Below are 18,851 nucleotides of genomic sequence, written 5' to 3' on the forward strand. Positions count from 1 at the left end.
TAATGAGTAATGAGTAATGAGTCAGAAAACTGCTGTAACTGTACAACTGAATCAAATTATTGGCGCTATTCAAGGACAGCAGTTCCAGGATGCGCTAAACCTGTGCAGGCAGATTCTACAGCAATATCCCCAAAATGCCCAGGTTTGGCATTTGTTGGGGGTGACTTACTATAGTTCGGGAGACATCGAAAAGGCGATCGCCGCCTATCAAAATGCTCTCAAGATTGACCCCAATCAACCGCAAACCCATAATAATCTAGCCACTGCTTTAGCTCAAAGCGATCGCCTCACAGAAGCTGTCGAGCATTATCAGCAGGCGATCGCCCTTGCACCTGACTATACAGAAAGTTACTATAACCTCGCCAAAACCTACAAAACCCTAGGCAACCTAGAGTTAGCCCTTGAGAATTACCAAGAAGCCTTAAAACTTAATCCTGACTATACCCAAGCGCGGCAAAATTTAGGCAATCTCTATTTAGAACAAGGAGACTATGAAACCGCTATTGTTGAGTTAAAACAAGTGATTGCACAAGTTCCGGATCGTGCCAATATTCACTATAGCCTTGCCTTCTGCTACCATCAACAAAACGAACGCAAAGAAGCAATTTCTCATTACCAAAAAGCCCTAGAACTTAACCCAGACTATACCCAAATTCATGGTCATCTGGCTTCTCTCCTGCACCAAGAAAATCAGATCGAGCAAGCGATTCCTCACTATGAAAGTGCCCTCAACTCCGATCCCAATTCTGCCAAACTTCACCACGATCTGGCGGTGGCTCTGAGCGCTCAAAAACAACTGGAAAGAGCAACTAAACACTATTATCGATCGCTAGAACTTGAGCCGAATTCACCAGAAGCGCATAATAATTTAGGGGTTGCCCTGAGTCAACAAGAACAAGTGGAAGAGGCGATCGCCGAATACCATCGATCGCTAGAACTCAATCCCCATTATGCCGATGCTTATAACAATCTCGCCGTTGCTCTGGATAAAAAGGGAGACTACGATCAGGCGATCACCGCTTATCAAACCTGTATTCGTCTTAAACCTGAATATGCCGAAGCTCATACTAACCTCGGTATAGCCCTCTTACTTGCAGGAGATTTTACCAACGGTTGGGCAGAATATGAATGGCGCTATCAATGGCAATTCTCTGGTCATCATAAACCAGTTTATCAACCGCGATGGAATGGTTCTCCATTTAAAGGAAGAACCTTACTGCTCTATTGTGAACAAGGTTTTGGAGATTCGATCCAGTTTTTGCGCTATTTGCCTTTGGTGCAAGCGCTTGGGGGAGAAGTCATTCTCGAATGTCCCCAACTGTTGATCAAGTTGTTTGCAGACTTTGTAGAAGAACATATCGTCAATGGGAAGAAAAAGGTACAGCTCGTTCCCCGCGATCGCCCCTTACCCGATTATGATATTTGGGCCCCTTTGATGAGTTTGCCCTATATTTTAGGTACAACTTTAGACACTATTCCTGCGTCTATTCCCTATCTTCGCCCTCCCGATCCAAGGGCGGAAACGGTGGAGCGGGCGATCGCCAAATCCGATCGTTTCAAGGTAGGGTTAGCCTGGGGAGGGAATCCCAACCATGGGAACGATCGCCAACGCTCCTGTAAATTTGCCGATCTTCTGCCCTTGTTAGAGATAGAGAGGATAGACTTTTACAGCTTACAAAAAGGCGATCGCGCCCAGAAAATAGAAGGGGTAGAAAAAATTACTAACCTTGACCCCATTATCCAGGACTTTGCCGATACCGCCACCCTGATCGAGCAACTCGACTTAATTATTACCGTTGATACCTCCCTAGTGCATCTTGCGGGAGCCATGGGTAAACCCACCTGGCTATTACTCTCCTTCGTTCCTGACTGGCGCTGGATGCTCGATCGCGCCGATAGTCCCTGGTATCCGACTATCCGCATCTTCCGCCAACCCGCACGGGGAGACTGGCATTCTGTCATCACTGCCGTCAAAACCGCATTAATCCAATCTATTTCCCCATCCCCCCATCCCCCCATCCCCCCATCCCCCCATCCCCCCATCCCCCCATCTCCCCATCTCCCCATCCCCCCATCCCCCCATTCCCCCATCCCCCCATCTCCCCATTCCCCCATCCCCCCATCCCCCCATTCCCCCATCCCCCAAACGGGAATCGGTATCGGCTGGCAATTAGGAAACCAAAGCGGATGGGGAATATACGGATTAAATTTAGCCCTGCAATTGGTCAAAAACCCAGAAACCCACCCCCATTTACTGGTTTCCCCTGGCAATATCCAGAACTTACATCCCTTACATCAAATCGCCTTACGTCAAGTGTTTGCAGAAACCAAGGAAAGGGGCCCCTTGCCCGTAGTCAGCCCTAATGTTCCCATTTTTCAGGCTTTAGGTCATGGGTTTGCCCAATCACCGTTAATGGAGCGTTTTCACAGTAATTATGCAGTGGGGATTGTATTTTTTGAAGATACAGATTTGACCAAGGAGGGGATCGCCAACGCCCAAACCTACGATCGCCTAATCGCTGGTTGCAGTTGGAACGCCCAACTCCTCACCAATGCTGGACTCAGCAACGTTGAAACCATCTTACAAGGCATCGATCCCACCCTATTTCACCCCGCCCCCAAACTGGGAATTTGGGGTAAAGAGCGCTTCGTTATCTTTGCTGGCGGTAAACTCGAATACCGTAAAGGTCAAGATCAGATTGTGGCTGCCTTCAAAGCCTTCCATCAGCGCCATCAAGATGCACTGCTCGTCACCGCTTGGCATAATGGTTGGCCCAGTTTGATGCTCGGATTAGACACCACGGGCAATGTTACGGGATTACCCCAAGTGAGCCAGAATGGAGAGTTACAAATGATGCAGTGGTTACAGAAAAACGGAATTCCGGCAGAAGCGGCGATCGCCCTCGGCCCCACTCCCAACCACCTGATCCCCCCCATTCTCCGAGAAGCCGACGTAGCTATCTTTACCAGTCGTGCCGAAGGCGGAACCAACCTAGCCGCCATGGAATGTTTAGCCTGTGGCATTCCCACCCTTCTATCTGCCAATACCGGCCATTTAGACCTACTCAACCGAGGCGCAGGTTACCCCCTAAAAACTCAATCTCCCGTCCCATCCCATCCCCATTTCCGAGGTACAGAAGGCTGGGGAAACTGCGATATAGAAGAAATTTTAGAAACCCTAGAGTGGATTTACCAAAACCGCAAACAAGCCAAAAAACAGGGTAAGCAATTCGCCAAGATTATGCAAAATTTAACCTGGGAAAAACAAATTCAGAAATTGCTAAACCAGTGGGATATTAAAACTTTGTAAACAACCGATTGCCAAAGCTTTCTATGTAGCATCATAATAGGAAATACAAGTATCTTTAGACTGAACGTCAAGGTTACAGATGAAGACTTTATGGTTATGGCGAGTAACTGGGGCGATCGCCATCAGCGCGATGTTTGCCTTCCTGAGCAACCCCGCTCTGTCTCAAGAAGAAGAGGGAGTAACCCTAACAGGCGATTCTTTACAAACCGTAGAGAGTCGTAGCACGGGGGATTTTCCCGGTTTATCTACAGACTCTTCCGTAAGAGTCGATCCGCGTCTATCTAATCAACAACCGCGTCAAGGTATTCCCCAATTGAGACTCAATGAAAAGGTGGATGTCATGTACAGAGAGAGCGCCGGATCGGGGGAAGGTCTGGGATTATTTCGTTCTCCTGGCGATGTTCGACCCTCTGGAACCGTGAATTTGAGATTGCAACTTGAAGAATAAAGAATCTCAATGGGGCCAAGCAATCGCCGATTTGTTGCCCCCCCATCAGCATGTGGCGGTTCATCTAGGGTTGGATCGGATTAAGCAACTCTTGGCCGCTTTGGGTAACCCCCAAGATCGGGTTCGAGTTATTCATGTGGCCGGAACCAATGGTAAGGGGTCAGTTTGTGCTTATATTTCCTCGATTTTAGCCGCCGCAGGCTATCGGGTGGGGCGCTATACTTCCCCCCATTTGCGCGATTGGACAGAAAGAATCTGTATTAATGGTCAGGAGATTGCCTTAGAAGACCTCTATCATCTTCTCATTCGGGTTTTAGAAGTCGTCAATCCCGGAGATTCACCCACCCAGTTTGAAGTGTTTACGGCTGCTGCTTGGCTCTATTTTGCCCAAAGGGCTTGTGATGTGGCGGTGATGGAAGTGGGATTAGGGGGCCGTTTAGATGCGACTAATGTCTGCGATCGCCCTTTAGCCACCGTAATTGTCTCCATTGGTTGGGATCATTGGCAAGTGTTGGGGCCTACCCTAGGGGATATTGCCAGGGAAAAAGCCGGTATCCTTAAACCCCACTGTCCCGCCATTATTGGCCCTGTTCCTCCAGCAGCGCAAACCGTCATTCAACAAAGAATTCAGGACTTAAACTGCCCAGCCATTTATCCCCCAGCAGCAGCAGATCTCGGTAACGGAAAAGCCAGATTTGCAGATATTGAGTATTCACTGCCCCTAGTGGGGGCCCATCAACGGCAAAACTCCGCTTTGGCGATCGCCACCATACAAACCCTACCCCCTTCAGACTGGCTAATTTCTCCCCAAGCGATCCAACAGGGAATCGCCCAAACCCAATGGCCCGGTCGCCTACAATGGAGTATCTGGAAACACCAGCACATCCTCATTGATGGGGCCCATAATCCCGAATCGGCGATCGTTTTGCGTCAATATCTCGATACCCAGAGAGCCACCAAACCCATTCATTGGGTGATGGGGATGCTCTCGACCAAATCCCATCAGGAAATTTTCCAAGCGTTGCTGCGTCCAGGCGATCGCCTCTTCACGGTTCCCATTCCCGATAGCACTTGCGCTTCTCCCCAACAACTGGCGGAATTAGCCACAAGCCTACAACCTGACTTAAAAAGCAGTGAAGCCTATGACGATCTCCCTAATGCTCTAGATGCTGCCCTGATAGACTCTTCGGGGTTAATTGTACTTTGTGGTTCCTTATATCTGTTGGGTTATTATTTGTCTCTTTAACTGGGCTTTTTTGATCTATAAATCCGTTGACGAGTAAAGCTTAATCTCAGCCATAAACTTTACTAAAGCGATCGCGGTGGCTTCTGGTGCAAGCTAGAAAGTTATACTATTGGGTAACCGATCCATGTATTCTCACCGCCTTGATCCTATGTCATCTGCAACCAAACCCCGTGATGTCCAAGTCGTTTATCTCGATCATCAAACCACTTTATTGCGATCGCGCACTTGGGATCGTCTGAAATTTGAAGTCGAATATTCCCTACAAAAGGGAACGACGGCTAATTCATTCCTGATTAAAAGCGATAAGGTCGCCCTGATCGATCCCCCAGGAGAATCCTTCAGCGATAACTATATCAAAGCGCTACAAGATCGACTCGATCTCAAATCCATTGATTATGTTATTGTTCATCACTTCAATCCCAATCGGGGGGCTACCCTGAAAGCGCTGCTTAACTTAGCTCCCCAACTGACGCTCGTTTGCTCGAAAGCGGCGAAGTTAGCCCTAGATAAGCTCTGGCAAGAGGAAAACTTAGAAATCAATGTGCAATTGGTGAACCGGTCAGATCTCGACCTAGACCTGGGCCAAGGCCATCATCTTCAGTTTATCCCCACCCCAACCCCCCGATGGCCCGATGGCATTTGCACTTACGATCCCCTCTCCCAAATCCTATTTACCGATAAGTTTTTTGGCGCTCATGTCTGTGGGGATCAAATATTTGATGAAGGATGGAAACTCTATAGCGAAGACCGGCGTTATTATTATGACTGTCTCCATGCGGCCCAACCTCGACAGGTGCTGACGGCTCTAGAGCGGATGCAGGATAAACCAGCTCGATATTATGCTCCTGGCCACGGGCCCCTGTTACGCTATGGCAAACAGGAGTTAACTCAGCTCTATCGCCATTGGAGCGAGAAGCAAAGCGGACAAGAGTTATCAGTGGCCCTGATTTATGCGTCGGCCTATGGGAATACAGGGACTTTGGCCCAGGCGATCGCCCATGGAATTACCAAATCGGGTGTGGGGGTTGAGTTAATTGACTGTGAATGGGTCGATCCGGCTGAGATTCAGGCCCAGGTAGAAAAGTGTGATGGCTTTATTATGGGTTCTCCCACCTTAGCGGGCCATCCCCCCACTCAAGTACAAACGGCTTTGGGAATTGTGCTATCGACTGCCGCAAAAACGAAACTGGCTGGGGTGTTTGGGTCGTTTGGTTGGAGTGGAGAGGCGATCGATATTTTGCAGAGTAAGTTAGAAGATGCTGGGTATCAGTTTGGGTTTGAGCCGATCCGGGTGAAGTTTGCCCCCACGGATGGGATTTTACAGCAATGTGAGGAAGCGGGGATTGATTTTGCCCAACAGTTGAAGAAGGATTTGAAACGACGCACCCCGAAGCGATCAGTGAATGTGTCGAGTAGCGATCGCACCGCTCAAGCAGTCGGTCGGATCGTCGGATCGTTATGTGTGGTTTCGGCCCATCGCGGAGATTTACATAGCGCCATGCTTGCCAGTTGGGTGTCTCAAGCGACGTTTAATCCGCCAGGGTTAACGGTTGCGGTGGCCAAAGACCGAGCGATGGAGTCTTTAACCCATTCTGGCGATCGGTTCGTGTTGAATATTTTGCCCGAAAATAGTCCCTTAATTCGTCAATTTACCCGCAAGTTTGCTCCCGGTGAAGACCGGTTTGTGGGGGTGGAAACGGAAACGGCTGAGAATGGAGGGAAGATTCTTAAGGAGGCTTTAGCTTATCTGGAGTGTACCGTCGGCGATCGCATGGAATGCGGCGATCATTGGATGGTTTATGCCATCGTTGAGAGCGGTAAAGTCTTCGATCGCACTGGAGTAACCGCCGTTCACCATCGCAAAACTGGCAGTTATTATTAAGGTCTAGTAGGGGTGGGTTTGAAACCCACCCCTACTTATCGGCTCTGGGAGTCGGGGTTAATCGGTGCGATATACTGCCTATTGGCACGAACATAGCAAGTGTAAGTATCTAACCGATTATTGGTCTGGCGAGTTTGGATATCAAAAAGACTGACAGAAACTCTAAGCCAGGGTTGGCCATCAATCAATCTAATGGCATTATCTTGGTTACTGGTAAAAACAGTATTTACCACTGAACCATAGCTAAGAGTCACGACGACAGACCACTGGTCATTGCGACAGTTCAAACCATTGGCATCGGGATCGACCACCAACCATTGTTTATGTGGATAAGTTCCTCGATTTCCAAGCACGCGAGAGGATTTAAAGTCGCCATTTCTATCGAAATCGGGTACTTCAGTGGCCTGTGCATAGGCGATTGGTGTCCCTGAACTTGACAATAGCAGGAACGAGAGAAGGGATAGAATGGGGATTCGCCGCACTATTATTTATCTCCTGATCGTTAGATCTTTTAGCCTAATCTATCCGTTTTTCCAGATATTGACCAATCATTTGTTCTTCACCTGCGCGGGAGATAATCGTCTGTCTTGTACGATAGTGTTGGCCGATCAGTTTAATTTCCTCTTCAAATACTGAGCGGTTATATTCTGTGCGTAAGCATAGGGTTTGGGGATTGGAGAGAGAATAGGAAGCAGTCACCGGTTTGGGGGTGGCAAAACCGCGATCGCGATATAGCAAATTACCCAAAACTCCAATGATTGTTTCTCCATTCGACTGTTTTTTCCCCGTAATCGACTCTTGAGAATCCCAACTCACCACAGAACCGAATGAGATCATGTTCTCGTCTTCAAGTTGGTGTAACCGGGCTAAATGGCGTAGTTGTTCGCTCCCTTGGGGTAAATAGGTAATTTCAATAATGCTAGAAATTTCTTGGGGGTCTCCATCCGGTAGCGTATAGTAGCGTCGTTGGGAAGACCAACGCCCTGCTGTTTCTCGGAAAAACCGATCGGTATCTTGTTCCTGGGGGGTTTGAAGGGGAGTTTGGGTCAAGTGGGCTGGGGATATCATCACGGTTACTCCTCACACGAGATTCGGTTGACGCAATTTCAACCCATATTTGGGGATTTGTGTCAATAACTTTAACTTTTCTTAATATTATCGTGAGGTTGGCGATCGCGCAACCTTCCCCTCCCCGTCATAGACGCTACCTTAGAGAACCCACACCAAACTGTGGTACATCTAAAGATAAGGTCGATCTTTGATGAGCCGGAATTTCAATATCAAACCTTGCTCCTTGACCGGGTTCTGAGTAACACTTCAAAGTCCCTTGATGGTGTTCAACAATGATTTTATAGCTAATCGATAGTCCTAAACCTGTACCTTTTCCCACCGGTTTAGTCGTGAAAAATGGATCGAAAATCTTTTGTGCAGTTTCCATATCCATCCCCGGCCCATTATCACTAATTTGAATTAAAATTTTGTCCGTTTCCACTTGATATTCAGTATGAATAGTTAAGATGCCATCTTCAAGAGTTTGTCTATCTTCATCCTCTGTTGACCTTGACTCTAAAACTTCTATACCATTAGCTAAAATATTCATAAAGACTTGATTGAGTTCCCCAGGGTAACATTCGACCAAAGGTAAATCCCCATATTCTTTGTTAATCTGAATCCTTTTTCCTTCATAGCTTGCTCCTTTCAATCGATGCTGTAAAATCAATAAGGTACTTTCAAGTCCTTCATGAATATTGGCTTCTTTTAAGTTAGCTTGATCGATTCTGGAAAAATTCTTTAATGAGACAACAATTTCATGGATTCTACGAGTCCCCATATCCATTGATTCTACCAATTTTGGCAAATCTTCTTTAAGATACTCCAGATCCATTGCCTCAATTTTTTCCTCTATGGTGGCATTATTGGGATAAAAACTTTGATAATCTTCAATTAAGTTCACTAAGTCTTGACAATAACTCATTAAGGGAGAAAGGTTACATTGAATAAAGCTTACTGGGTTATTGATTTCATGGGCAATACCAGCAATCATTTGACCCAAACTTGACATTTTTTCCGCTTGAATTAAATGGGATTGAGCTTCTTTAAGATTAGTTAAAGTATCTTGTAATTCTTCGTTTTTAATTTGGAGTTCTTCAGTCCGCTCTTCTACTAGCAATTCTAAATTTTTACTATAATTCTCTAAGGCATTAAGTGAATTCTTTAAAGAATCAGTCATTTCATTCAAGGTTTTCGATAAAATTCCAATTTCATCTCCCGATTCTACTGGAGCTTTAACATCAAGATTTCCAGCTCTGACCGAACGAGTAACATCGGTTAATCTCTGTATTGGATCGGATATTGTTCGCCGTAATATCAGCGTCATTACCATTCCCAAACTCAGGATCAATAGGGAACCTATTAGGGTTTGCAATTGGGAAATGTTTAAACTAGATACACCTGATTTTAATTCTGACGTAAATTGTGATTTTTGGGTCTCGACAATGTAGTTTAATATGATCAGCATTTCTTTGGCGATCGGTTCAGCTTTGCTTTGATACACATAAAGGTCTTCTCGATAGCGATCGCCCCCCATAATCAGCAATATATTTTCTATAATATCCTCTACTTTTAAGAAATTATCAGTAACTTCAGCTAGATATTCCTGTTGATTTTGACTGAGTAAATCAGCTTGATCGTTGAGTATATTTAAATTCGATTGAGCGAGACGATAATGAGCAACATAATCAAAACGATATTTATCTTGTCTGGTGGTAATATAATTCCTGATATCAGCGATCAACAGGGAAAAATTAATTCTCAACTCAATGGTTTCTGTCAATAACTCAAGATTAGAACCAGACAAAAACTTTTGATTTTGTTCCTGAGTGATTTTGTCAACGTTATCTAAGATTTTAAGCGCTAAAATTTCTCCTTCTTCTTCCCAAAGGCGAAGAGCGGGTTCACTCTGAAATCGGTTATCTTTTAAGTCAAATAGATAAGGAGGTAACTCTGACCAAATCTCATAAAATTTACGCAAGTTTTTTAACTGTTCAAGTTGTACTGGTGCTTGCCATTCTTGAAATAAATACTCCATTTCTGCTAGATTTTGTTCAAAATCATGTCGAGATTCTTGATATTGTTGCCGAAAAATAGAATTTCCGGTCACTAGATAACCCCGGACATTAGAGAGCATTTTCAATAAATCACTTTGTGCTTCTGAAGAAGATAAGGCGATCGGCATTCGTAATTCTTGCGTGCGGTTAATATTCAAAGTAGCTTGTACACTACTCCAATAATTAATCCCCATGATCGCAAAGGTGACTCCAATTAATCCACCAAAAGCAAAATTCAGTTTGTCTTTAATTGTAATCTTTTGTTTTTTAATGACACTTAAAAATTGATGGGTGGATGATTGTAAATACTTAGGAATCTTCTTAAGCATAGCTAATGTTTTTAGGATAATATGAATGTTAAATCAATTGATATCGGTAATTTTTGATGTAAAATTTGTATAAGTGAGTTCATTGGTTTTATACCATTGGGAAATGGGAGATTTGAATTCTTGCCATTGTTGATAGAGTCTAGCAAAATCTTCATTGTCTGATGCATACTCGTCATAAAGTTCTAAGGCAGTTTGGTAAGTCTGCTCTAAAATATCTTGACTGTAGGGGAGTAACTCAGTGCCACCCAAAACAATTCGTTCTAAGGCTTCTCCATTAGCGGCATCATATCGACTGATGGTTAAAAAATAGGCTTCTAGAGCAGCAGAACGAAAAATTTCTTGGTATGATTTGGGGAGCCGATCCCATTGGCTACGATTGACTAAGGCAATCAGTACAGATGAGGGTTCCCACCAACCCGGATAGTAGTAGTAAGGGGCTACACGGTTGAGTCCTAGTTTTTCATCATCATAGGGCCCAATCCACTCGGCGGCATCTATTTTTCCTTGTTCCAAGGCCGGAAAAATTTCATCTCCGGGTAAAACTTGGACTTCACAGCCGAGCCGTTCCAGGATTTTACCACCTAAGCCAGGAATTCGCATTTTTAAGCCCTTGAGGTCATCGACAGTATTAATTTTGCGGGTAAACCATCCTCCCATTTGTATGCCTGTATTACCCGCAGGAAATACATTCACGCCAAAACCTTGGTAAATTTTTTCCATAGCCTCTAATCCTCCCCCGCGAAAAAACCAGGCATTATGCTGTTGAAGGTTCATGCCCAAAGGTAAGCCCGAAATCAGCCCCAGGGCAGGATTACGGTCGAATGAAAAGAGGAGATTGGTGTGGCCACATTCTACGGTTTCTGCTATGACACCATCGAGAACTTGTAGGGGAGAAATAATTTCATTGGCAGCATAGGGGGTAATTGTGAAGCGGCCTTCGGTCATTTGTTCGACGCGCCGACAGAGAATTTCGGCGGCTCCAAAGAGAATGTCTAGGGATTTGGGCCAACTGGTAGCCATGCGCCAGCGAATGAGGGGTTGGCTGGGGGTGGATTCAGGTGTAGGTTCAGGGGGGTTCGGGGATTGACAGGCGGTGATACTATAGGTGGTGGCTGCACCTAGGGCGATTTTACTGATCAGGTTTCGACGTTTCATGGTTGAGTAGATTGGGTTAAGGTTGATGCCTATTTATGTGTATTGGGGAGATGATGAGTTTGCTATCGAGCAGGCGGTTAAGCAGTTGCGCGATCGCCTCCTTGATTTGAGTTGGATGTCGTTTAATTATACTGAGGTCTTACCGGATCAGCCAGGTAGTGTGATTGAAGCCTTAAACCAAGCGATGACTCCCCCTTTTGGCTCAGGAAATCGTTTGGTCTGGTTAGTAAATACATCCTTGTTTCAACAAACTTCTGGGAGTCTGTTGGCTGAATTAGAGCGTACTCTACCCGTTCTGTTAGCATCATCCGTGCTATTACTGACTGTAACCGGAAAACCCGATCAACGGTTGAAAGTGACGAAATTGCTGCAAAAGTACGCTGAATTTCGGGAATTTGCCTTAATTCCGCCTTGGAAGACGGATGAGCTGTTGCAACGGGTTCAGGAGATGGCGAGTCAAGAGGGGGTGAAATTAACCCAGGGAGGGGCGGAAGTGTTGAGTCAGTCGGTGGGTAATGATACTCGTCGATTGGTGAATGAGTTGCAGAAGTTGGCCTTATATCATGCTGAAGGTGGGGTGTTGAATGACCGGGATGTGGAGCGGTTGGTGGTCTCGAATACGCAAACGAGTTTAGAATTGGCCCAGGCGATCGCTAAGGGTGAAGTCGATCGCAGTTTAAGTTTAATTGAGGGTCTACTCCAGAGGAATGAACCGGCCTTAAAGATTGTCGCTACCCTGGTGGGTCAGTTTCGCACTGGGTTATGGGTTAAATTGATGGTTGAGAGTGGGGAACGGGACGATCGCCAAATTGCCCAAGCTGCTGAGGTAAATAATCCTAAACGGGTCTATTTTCTCAAGCAACAGGTGCGATCGCTCTCTTTGTCGTCATTGCAGCAGACTCTACCCCTTTTGCTATCCCTAGAGTGGGGACTCAAGCAGGGAAAACCTGAACGGGAAATTCTCCAGACTTACATTATTCAAATGTGTCAGCTATATCGGAAGTCTTAACGTAAAATGGGGGATCAGTTAAATCTCCATAGATGGTTATTGAACTGGGATCATAGAAAACAGCAAAAGCTACCGATCTCTCAGTCGCTTAAGTATTAATACTTGGATGCTTGGATGAAAAATCAAGGAATTCCTCCGTAAAGTATGATTAAACAATCTGAGGTTGATCTGGAACTTAACCCTCCTAAAAGAATTCAAAATAGTTAATAGTCTTGTGTCTTGAGAGCGCAATTATGAATGATTCATTGAATTTGAAATTTCAGCTTTATCCATCCGGTGGACTACGGTTGGATCATCAATTGATTTGTCGCACGATGATTGCCAGCATACTCTCTTTATGTGGAGGGTTAATGGGGGCAAGCAGCGTACAAGCTCAATTTAATTCTCCCCTACAAATATCCAGTTTTGTGCAGTCGATGTTAGAGATCGAATTAGCTCGTGAAACTGCTTTGCAAAATACTCAAGAACTCCTTACTGTAGGAAATATGCCCGTTTTTGATTGCAATTTAGAAGCGGGAACAGTGAGTAACACGACGGGAATACCCCAAAATATCATGAACCATTTGCAACGTTTTTGTAGTCAGTCACAGTCAGTTTTAGAACAGAATAACTTATCACCAGAGGAGTTCCGTAACATGAGGATGAGGTATGGTCAAAATCCTAGACAGTATCCTCAAATCACTCAATCGTTTCAACAATTGTGTCAAAATAACCGATATTCACAATTACAGATCTGCCGTCCTTAAAAAGGGATAAACTCAAAGAGGAGAGCGCCGCCCTAGCTTAAGATCTCCTCTTTGAGATTATCTTTGAGGTAAATAAAAAAATAGACAGGGTACAAAAAAAATTAAGATAGATCTTTGATCTTTGGACAACTAATCTTGAGAATGCTAAAATTAACCCACTTACGGATATCATCAGAAGTCAGTAGTATTTCAGTCTAGAAGGCCATCTGATTACCGGAAACCGTTCAGGTTTAGCACCAATCTACTATAGAGGGTTTTCTAGCCTGGAAATTAACTCCTATCAGGGTTGGAACTGAAAATGACACCTGCGATCGAGGCAGCAAAGGTTAAAATATGTCAAATAATCTGCCCCAAACTCCTTACAAAGCCCATAAATCCGACCATAATTATGTTGATTTGCGGGTTCCCACGATTGTGGGTCTGCGACGAGGACTGATCGTTGCTTGGCTGAGAATTCTAGCTTTCATTGGCTTAGATACGATCATGATTTCCTTGGCTTGGAAGAGCGCTAAGGTGATTGTTGAGCAGGTTCATTGGTTAAAGCATGTTCCCTCCTTCCAATTATTAGCCCATACCCCAGAGCAACCTGGGTTTTTATTTCCGATTTTATGGATCACCTTGGCCATGATCGCTACAGGAGGATTATATGGCGATCGCCGTAGTCGTCGTCAATTTAACCATCTACTCAGAAGTATTACCTTTGCTCAAGGAGTTTTAATCGTTATTGCCTTTATCTATCAACCGGGTCTGATTATTTCTCGGTCAATGTTTATTCTATCTTGGCTATTTGTGATTTTATATGTCGGTACAGGACGCTTGATTGCGGAAGCAACCATTACCCATCTTCGTCGTGATGGTCGAGTGCCTCGCCGGATTTTCCTAATTGGCAATCCTAAAGATACTCTGATTGCTAAAATTGCCTTAAAACTTGATAGCAATAAAGAGTTTACCATTGCTGGACAATTGGATTTATCTCTACAAACTAAGACCAATCAGTGGTCTCATCTTCTAGAAGAAATTCAATCCCTAGATGTAGGGGAGGTTTTTTTCTGTTCCTGGAATTTAGTCGGTAATTTAATGCCCCTTTATTGGAGCTTAAAAAATTCAGGTATTGCCCTGAGAATTTTGCCCATTGGTCTAGAAGTTCCCCATCATAATCCCAAAATTGAAATGATTGGGGGAATGCCGAGTATTCAGTTTCAGCCGCCCGGTTTGTTAGGGAGTGATTTTTGGCTAAAGCGGGCATTTGATGTATTGCTCTCATTGTTGATTTTACTATTAGGAAGTCCTTTATTTATCGCTCTGGCGATCGCCATCAAACTAGACTCTCCTGGCCCCATCTTCTTTAAGCAAACTCGCATGGGTTTGAAAGGACGGCATTTTAAGGTCTGGAAATACCGCACCATGGTGGTTAATGCCGATCAGTTGATGAAGGAACTCGAAGCGAAAAATGAAATCAAAGGGGGAGTATTATTTAAAATGAAAGATGACCCCCGAATTACGAGAGTCGGTAAGTTTTTACGGCGCTATAGTTTAGATGAACTGCCCCAAATTATTAATGTTTTAATTGGTGAAATGAGTTTAGTTGGCCCTCGCCCTTTGCCTTTACGAGACGTGGAAGGATTTGCCGAACACCACTTTATGCGCCACAATGTTTTACCGGGAATCACTGGACTTTGGCAAGTTTCTGGTCGGTCAGATATTAAAAATTTTGAAGATGCCTTTAAGTTGGATATGTCTTATATCAATAATTGGTCGTTAGCCCTAGATTTTGAGATCTTATTGAAAACGGTGCAAGTAGTTTTGGGGCGTAGAGGAGCGTATTAAAACTAATTGCCATTGCTGGATTGTCTAATCACTATTATTGATATCAACTTTATAGATAATCCATTCTCCTTCTTGATCAAAAACGACTCCATCAACTTGATTATGCCAGTCTTTTTTCGTTAAGATATATTCAGCTTTTAGTTGTTGAGCTGCTCTAAATAAATCAGAAGAACTACGATGACTATAGAGTGAGTTTACTGTACTTAAAGAAATAGGATATTCTATTGGGCCTAATATGATTGTCATTCGATTTAGCCATTCTTGAATCCCTCGATCGGTAAAAGGAAATCCTTTGAATGTGACGACAACAGAACGTTGGGAATGCAACCTAAAACCATCTTCAAAAGGAGGAACTAAAATCAGAGCATCTTGTGAAGATTTATCTTTAAATCGTACAGCTAACTTAGTTAAATTATTATTCCATACTTGATATATTTTTATTTTATTTTCAAATGAGTATAAAAATTTTTGTGGCGCTATTTTAGTTAAGCCCAAAATTAATAAAGTACAAGAAAAGCAATTGAGGAGAAAGGTTGATAAATATTTTATTAATTTTGGACGAATAAATTCCTCTAATATAAAAGGAAAAGTCAAACTGATAAATAGTAATAACTTCCAGGTAATAGATTTGAATGTGGTATAGGAAAAATCAAGGCTTGGATAGATAATAGAGAAATAGATAAAGGTTAATACTGTTAATATCAATAATAACTTTTGATTCTTGATTTTTAAGTTATGTGTTGATATCAACACAGCGACCATGAATAAGATAATACTACCGTCTTGAAGGGTTGGTATTAATATCAATATCACCGTTATTAACCAATTTTTTTCCTTATAATATTGGTTGACCAAAGCACTCATTGCTATAAAAACCATAAGTTGTGCAAATGGTGTAGTTCTAGCCAACTGCAATTTTGCCAATAACGATACAGGAAAAATTTCTACAAAAATATACCCCAGAAACAAAGACAACAAAGATAAGGTGATAATAGTAAGTAAATTTAGTTTTTCTTCTGGTTTTAAAGTTTTTGAACTTTTAATAAACAATATTCCTGCCGATATGAAGAATATAAAATTACTCCATTTGTTAGGATTGATGCTAGAGAGGATAATATGATGTGGGTGGCGAATATAACCATAAATATGAATGAATTCAGCAGAATTAAAAATATCAGTACCCGTATTATCGATCAGCTTCATAGGAATGTAAACTAAAGAAGCAAAAAATACTAACGTTAACATTGGCCAAATTACTGTTGTCCAAGATTTATGATCTTTTCTAGTATCCTTAAATAAGATGACACTCATCATTAATCCAGGTAATAGTCCAACTAAAAATTGCAAAAGACATGCAATTCCAAACAGTAAATATCCAAAGAACCATTTTTTACAAAAGCAAAAATAAATTCCCCATATTGTCATTCCCATTGCAAATATAGCTGGAATCGGCTCTGTTCTAAATAAATCAACACTGCCAATTGTTCCGTCAATACTGCTTAAGCACAAAAAAGCTAGTACACCTGCGGATAGCTTGGATTGACCAAATTTATTGCCTAAGGCATATAAACCAAAGATGAAAGAAGCTAAAGAGATGACATAATAAATAAAGTAAGTGTAGGGCAAGCTTATACCCAAATTGATGGTTGAAGTAATCAGTAATTGATAGTAGTATCTAGGAGAAAACTGAAGTGCTTCTTGAACATAAAAATCAAACTTGTATAGTTCTGGATTTAATAGAGATTGAATATAAGGGATATGAGTTGTTAAGTTTGATGAAGGAAACAAATACCCATAGGCGATTAGAGTAGATGTGACAACAAACCCATAGGGCGAATATTTTTTAAGCCATTTCAATAAAAGATTAAGGTTCATCAGAAAGTGCCAAAAAAACAAAACTTGGGAGGTTAACCATAGCGTAATTCCTGTTCGGGGGGAGTGGCGCTATCTGGATCGAATTTACGCAAACGCAAAATTTGTAAGCTTAAGAGCCAAACATAATAGGGATTGAGAAAAACATAGCGTTTCCAGAGTCGTTTGGGTTCTTGAATGAGGCGATAGAGCCATTCTAAACCCACGGCTTGCAGGGTGGGGGGAGCTTGAGGTAGGAGTCCGGCGTGGAAGTCGAAGGCTGCACCTACGGCGAGAAGGGGCATGGAAAGGCGATCGCGGTATTCATGAGCAAAAACTTCTTGGCGAGGGCAGCCTAAACCGACTAAGGTGATGGCAGCTCCAGAATCTTTGATGGTTTGGGCGATTTCCTGCGTCTCTTCGGCGGTGGTTTGCCGGAAGCGGGAGGGCTGAGACCCGGCAATTTTGAGCTGAGGATAGCGATCGCCCAAATTCCGAGCAAAAGCGTCTAAAACCTCTTGCCGAGACCCGTACAGGTAAATGGGCAGCCCCTCCTGAGCCGCTTGCTCGCATACCCTCAAGGTCAAATTGGGGCCGTATACCCGGTCAGATAATCTCGCTTTATGAACAAAATTCAGCGCCCAACGCACCGGTTGCCCATCGGGACAAATTAAATCCATATGATTGAGCCGGAAGCGGTGGGTATTGTCCAGAACGCCGGTCATTACGCCATGAACGGCTAGGGCAGAAACCGATAGCCCTTGTTTTTCTTTCGCGGCTTGAATAATTAGCTCTACTGCTCCTTCATAATCAATGATATTGACCAGAACGCCCAGAATATTCCGCTTGCCAGCATCAATCATTTAGATCGTCTCCTTTTCCCAACGTTCTTGATTAAATTCGTAAATTTCCCGCAAGATTTGGGGCACATCATACTGGTGTTTCCAGTTGGGATAGTGGTTGGCAAACTTGGCATTATCACTGATCCACCAGATATGATCGCCAATGCGGTTGGTTTCCGAATATGTCCAATTTAACTCCTTGCCCGTGATTTCCTGACAAATCTTAATCGCTTCGAGCATGGAGCAGTTGCTATAACGCCCGCCGCCGGTATTGTAAACTTCGGCCACTCGCGGCGCTTGGAAGAAGGCATCGAAGGCGTTGATTAAGTCGGCGCTGTGAATATTGTCCCGCACTTGTTTACCCTTGTAGCCAAAGACGGTATAGGGTTTGCCAGTCACAGTGCATTTCATTAAATAGGCGAGAAACCCGTGCAGTTGGGTTCCGGAATGGTTCGGCCCGGTGAGACATCCGCCGCGAAAACAGGCGGTTGGGATCTGGAAATAGCGACCATATTCTTGCACCAGCACATCCGCAGCGACTTTGGACGCGCCGAATAAACTATGGGTGGTTTGGTCAATGGACATATCTTCCCGAATGCCGGTGTTGTAGGTATGTTCGGGGTCAATTTCCCATCGGGTGTCTTGTTCGATGAGGGGCAGACGGTTGGGAGTGTCGCCGTAGACTTTGTTGGTGGAGGTGAAGATAAAGGGGGCTTGGGGGGCAAAGTCGCGGGTCGCTTGGAGTAAGTTTAGGGTTCCGTTGGCGTTAACGGTGAAGTCCATTTGGGGGTCGCGGGCGGCCCAGTCGTGGGAGGGTTGGGCGGCGGTATGGACAATGAGGGCGATATCTTTACTGTAGTCTTGGAAGAGTTTGGCGATCGCCTCTTGGTCGCGAATATCCAAATCTAAGTGCTTGTACTGTTTGCCTAAAGAACGCTCTAATCTCTGGCGGTTCCAGGTTGTTGAGGCATCATCCCCGAAGAACACCCGGCGCATATCATTGTCAATACCGACAATTTCCAAGCCCTTTCCGGCAAAGAATTTAGAGGCTTCGGAGCCAATTAAACCCGCAGAACCAGTAATAATCGCGATACTCATG

Annotated in this window: 14 protein-coding genes; 7 read left to right on the forward strand and 7 right to left on the reverse strand. The window is 44.0% G+C overall.

All coding sequences use genetic code 11. From position 1 onward, the window contains the following. The first annotated feature begins 16 nt into the window (after positions 1 to 16). The 4 genes from AC3FZD_RS07365 to AC3FZD_RS07380 all read left to right on the forward strand — a co-directional run bounded on the left by AC3FZD_RS07365 (position 17) and on the right by AC3FZD_RS07380 (position 6,886). Positions 17 to 3,310 carry a tetratricopeptide repeat protein gene (locus AC3FZD_RS07365; protein WP_488739504.1) on the forward strand — a complete coding sequence of 1,098 codons (3,294 nt, stop codon included), beginning with the start codon at positions 17 to 19 and terminating at the stop codon, positions 3,308 to 3,310. 79 nt (positions 3,311 to 3,389) lie between these two features. Next, complete coding sequence (locus AC3FZD_RS07370; RefSeq protein WP_488739505.1) at positions 3,390 to 3,758, forward strand: hypothetical protein; 369 nt, start codon at positions 3,390 to 3,392, stop codon at positions 3,756 to 3,758. After that, positions 3,748 to 5,004 (forward strand): bifunctional folylpolyglutamate synthase/dihydrofolate synthase, encoded by a 1,257-nt coding sequence (locus AC3FZD_RS07375; RefSeq protein ID WP_488739506.1) that lies wholly within the window; start codon positions 3,748 to 3,750, stop codon positions 5,002 to 5,004. Before AC3FZD_RS07370 ends, AC3FZD_RS07375 begins: the two co-directional genes overlap by 11 nt. A 148-nt stretch (positions 5,005 to 5,152) precedes the next feature. Next, positions 5,153 to 6,886 (forward strand): diflavin flavoprotein, encoded by a 1,734-nt coding sequence (locus AC3FZD_RS07380; RefSeq protein ID WP_488739507.1) that lies wholly within the window; start codon positions 5,153 to 5,155, stop codon positions 6,884 to 6,886. 35 nt (positions 6,887 to 6,921) lie between these two features. On the opposite strand, the gene AC3FZD_RS07385 is transcribed toward AC3FZD_RS07380, so the two are convergent. From AC3FZD_RS07385 to AC3FZD_RS07400, 4 genes are all read right to left on the reverse strand, one after another. Further along, the gene (locus tag AC3FZD_RS07385) at positions 6,922 to 7,326 is read right to left on the reverse strand and encodes a hypothetical protein (RefSeq protein WP_488739508.1); all 405 of its coding nucleotides are present in this window, start codon (positions 7,324 to 7,326) and stop codon (positions 6,922 to 6,924) included. A 76-nt stretch (positions 7,327 to 7,402) separates the two neighbouring features. After that, positions 7,403 to 7,954 carry a phycobiliprotein lyase gene (locus AC3FZD_RS07390; RefSeq protein WP_488739509.1) on the reverse strand — a complete coding sequence of 184 codons (552 nt, stop codon included), beginning with the start codon at positions 7,952 to 7,954 and terminating at the stop codon, positions 7,403 to 7,405. A gap of 136 nt (positions 7,955 to 8,090) precedes the next feature. Next, entirely contained in the window at positions 8,091 to 10,322 is a 2,232-nt protein-coding gene (locus AC3FZD_RS07395) for an ATP-binding protein (RefSeq protein ID WP_488739510.1), read from the reverse strand. Between the two features lie 33 nt (positions 10,323 to 10,355). Then, positions 10,356 to 11,477: a TRAP transporter substrate-binding protein gene (locus tag AC3FZD_RS07400; RefSeq protein ID WP_488739511.1), complete on the reverse strand. Its 1,122-nt coding sequence runs from the start codon at positions 11,475 to 11,477 to the stop codon at positions 10,356 to 10,358. A 25-nt stretch (positions 11,478 to 11,502) separates the two neighbouring features. Between AC3FZD_RS07400 and holA the strand changes: the two genes are divergently transcribed. The 3 genes from holA (at position 11,503) to AC3FZD_RS07415 (ending at position 15,059) form a co-directional block, all read left to right on the forward strand. Beyond that, the gene (holA, locus tag AC3FZD_RS07405) at positions 11,503 to 12,486 is read left to right on the forward strand and encodes a DNA polymerase III subunit delta (RefSeq protein WP_488739512.1); all 984 of its coding nucleotides are present in this window, start codon (positions 11,503 to 11,505) and stop codon (positions 12,484 to 12,486) included. Between the two features lie 233 nt (positions 12,487 to 12,719). Further along, the gene (locus tag AC3FZD_RS07410; RefSeq protein ID WP_488739513.1) at positions 12,720 to 13,232 is read left to right on the forward strand and encodes a DUF4168 domain-containing protein; all 513 of its coding nucleotides are present in this window, start codon (positions 12,720 to 12,722) and stop codon (positions 13,230 to 13,232) included. Between the two features lie 333 nt (positions 13,233 to 13,565). Next, a complete protein-coding gene (locus AC3FZD_RS07415; protein ID WP_488739514.1) occupies positions 13,566 to 15,059 on the forward strand; it encodes a sugar transferase in 1,494 nt (497 codons plus the stop codon). Between the two features lie 24 nt (positions 15,060 to 15,083). Here AC3FZD_RS07415 and AC3FZD_RS07420 read toward each other — a convergent pair whose 3' ends face one another. The 3 genes from AC3FZD_RS07420 to AC3FZD_RS07430 are packed head-to-tail and all read right to left on the reverse strand — an operon-like array spanning position 15,084 to position 18,850. Next, positions 15,084 to 16,934, reverse strand: a complete 1,851-nt coding sequence (locus tag AC3FZD_RS07420; protein WP_488739515.1) for a DUF6798 domain-containing protein — start codon at positions 16,932 to 16,934, stop codon at positions 15,084 to 15,086. 32 nt (positions 16,935 to 16,966) lie between these two features. After that, positions 16,967 to 17,773: a WecB/TagA/CpsF family glycosyltransferase gene (locus AC3FZD_RS07425; protein WP_488739516.1), complete on the reverse strand. Its 807-nt coding sequence runs from the start codon at positions 17,771 to 17,773 to the stop codon at positions 16,967 to 16,969. Continuing rightward, a complete protein-coding gene (locus AC3FZD_RS07430; protein ID WP_488739517.1) occupies positions 17,774 to 18,850 on the reverse strand; it encodes an NAD-dependent epimerase/dehydratase family protein in 1,077 nt (358 codons plus the stop codon). It abuts the gene before it with no gap. Position 18,851 lies beyond the last annotated feature (1 nt).

Source organism: Roseofilum sp. KMC-1 (genome assembly GCF_057802075.1).

Coding starts and splice junctions, on each gene's coding strand:
- AC3FZD_RS07425 (WP_488739516.1), bottom strand. CDS start 17,773: ATGATTGATGCTGGCAAGCGGAATATTCTGGGCGTTCTGGTCAATATC.
- AC3FZD_RS07370 (WP_488739505.1), top strand. CDS start 3,390: ATGAAGACTTTATGGTTATGGCGAGTAACTGGGGCGATCGCCATCAGC.
- AC3FZD_RS07430 (WP_488739517.1), bottom strand. CDS start 18,850: ATGAGTATCGCGATTATTACTGGTTCTGCGGGTTTAATTGGCTCCGAA.
- AC3FZD_RS07380 (WP_488739507.1), top strand. CDS start 5,153: ATGTCATCTGCAACCAAACCCCGTGATGTCCAAGTCGTTTATCTCGAT.
- AC3FZD_RS07395 (WP_488739510.1), bottom strand. CDS start 10,322: ATGCTTAAGAAGATTCCTAAGTATTTACAATCATCCACCCATCAATTT.
- AC3FZD_RS07415 (WP_488739514.1), top strand. CDS start 13,566: ATGTCAAATAATCTGCCCCAAACTCCTTACAAAGCCCATAAATCCGAC.
- AC3FZD_RS07410 (WP_488739513.1), top strand. CDS start 12,720: ATGAATGATTCATTGAATTTGAAATTTCAGCTTTATCCATCCGGTGGA.
- AC3FZD_RS07420 (WP_488739515.1), bottom strand. CDS start 16,934: ATGAACCTTAATCTTTTATTGAAATGGCTTAAAAAATATTCGCCCTAT.
- AC3FZD_RS07390 (WP_488739509.1), bottom strand. CDS start 7,954: ATGATATCCCCAGCCCACTTGACCCAAACTCCCCTTCAAACCCCCCAG.
- AC3FZD_RS07400 (WP_488739511.1), bottom strand. CDS start 11,477: ATGAAACGTCGAAACCTGATCAGTAAAATCGCCCTAGGTGCAGCCACC.
- holA (WP_488739512.1), top strand. CDS start 11,503: ATGCCTATTTATGTGTATTGGGGAGATGATGAGTTTGCTATCGAGCAG.
- AC3FZD_RS07365 (WP_488739504.1), top strand. CDS start 17: ATGAGTCAGAAAACTGCTGTAACTGTACAACTGAATCAAATTATTGGC.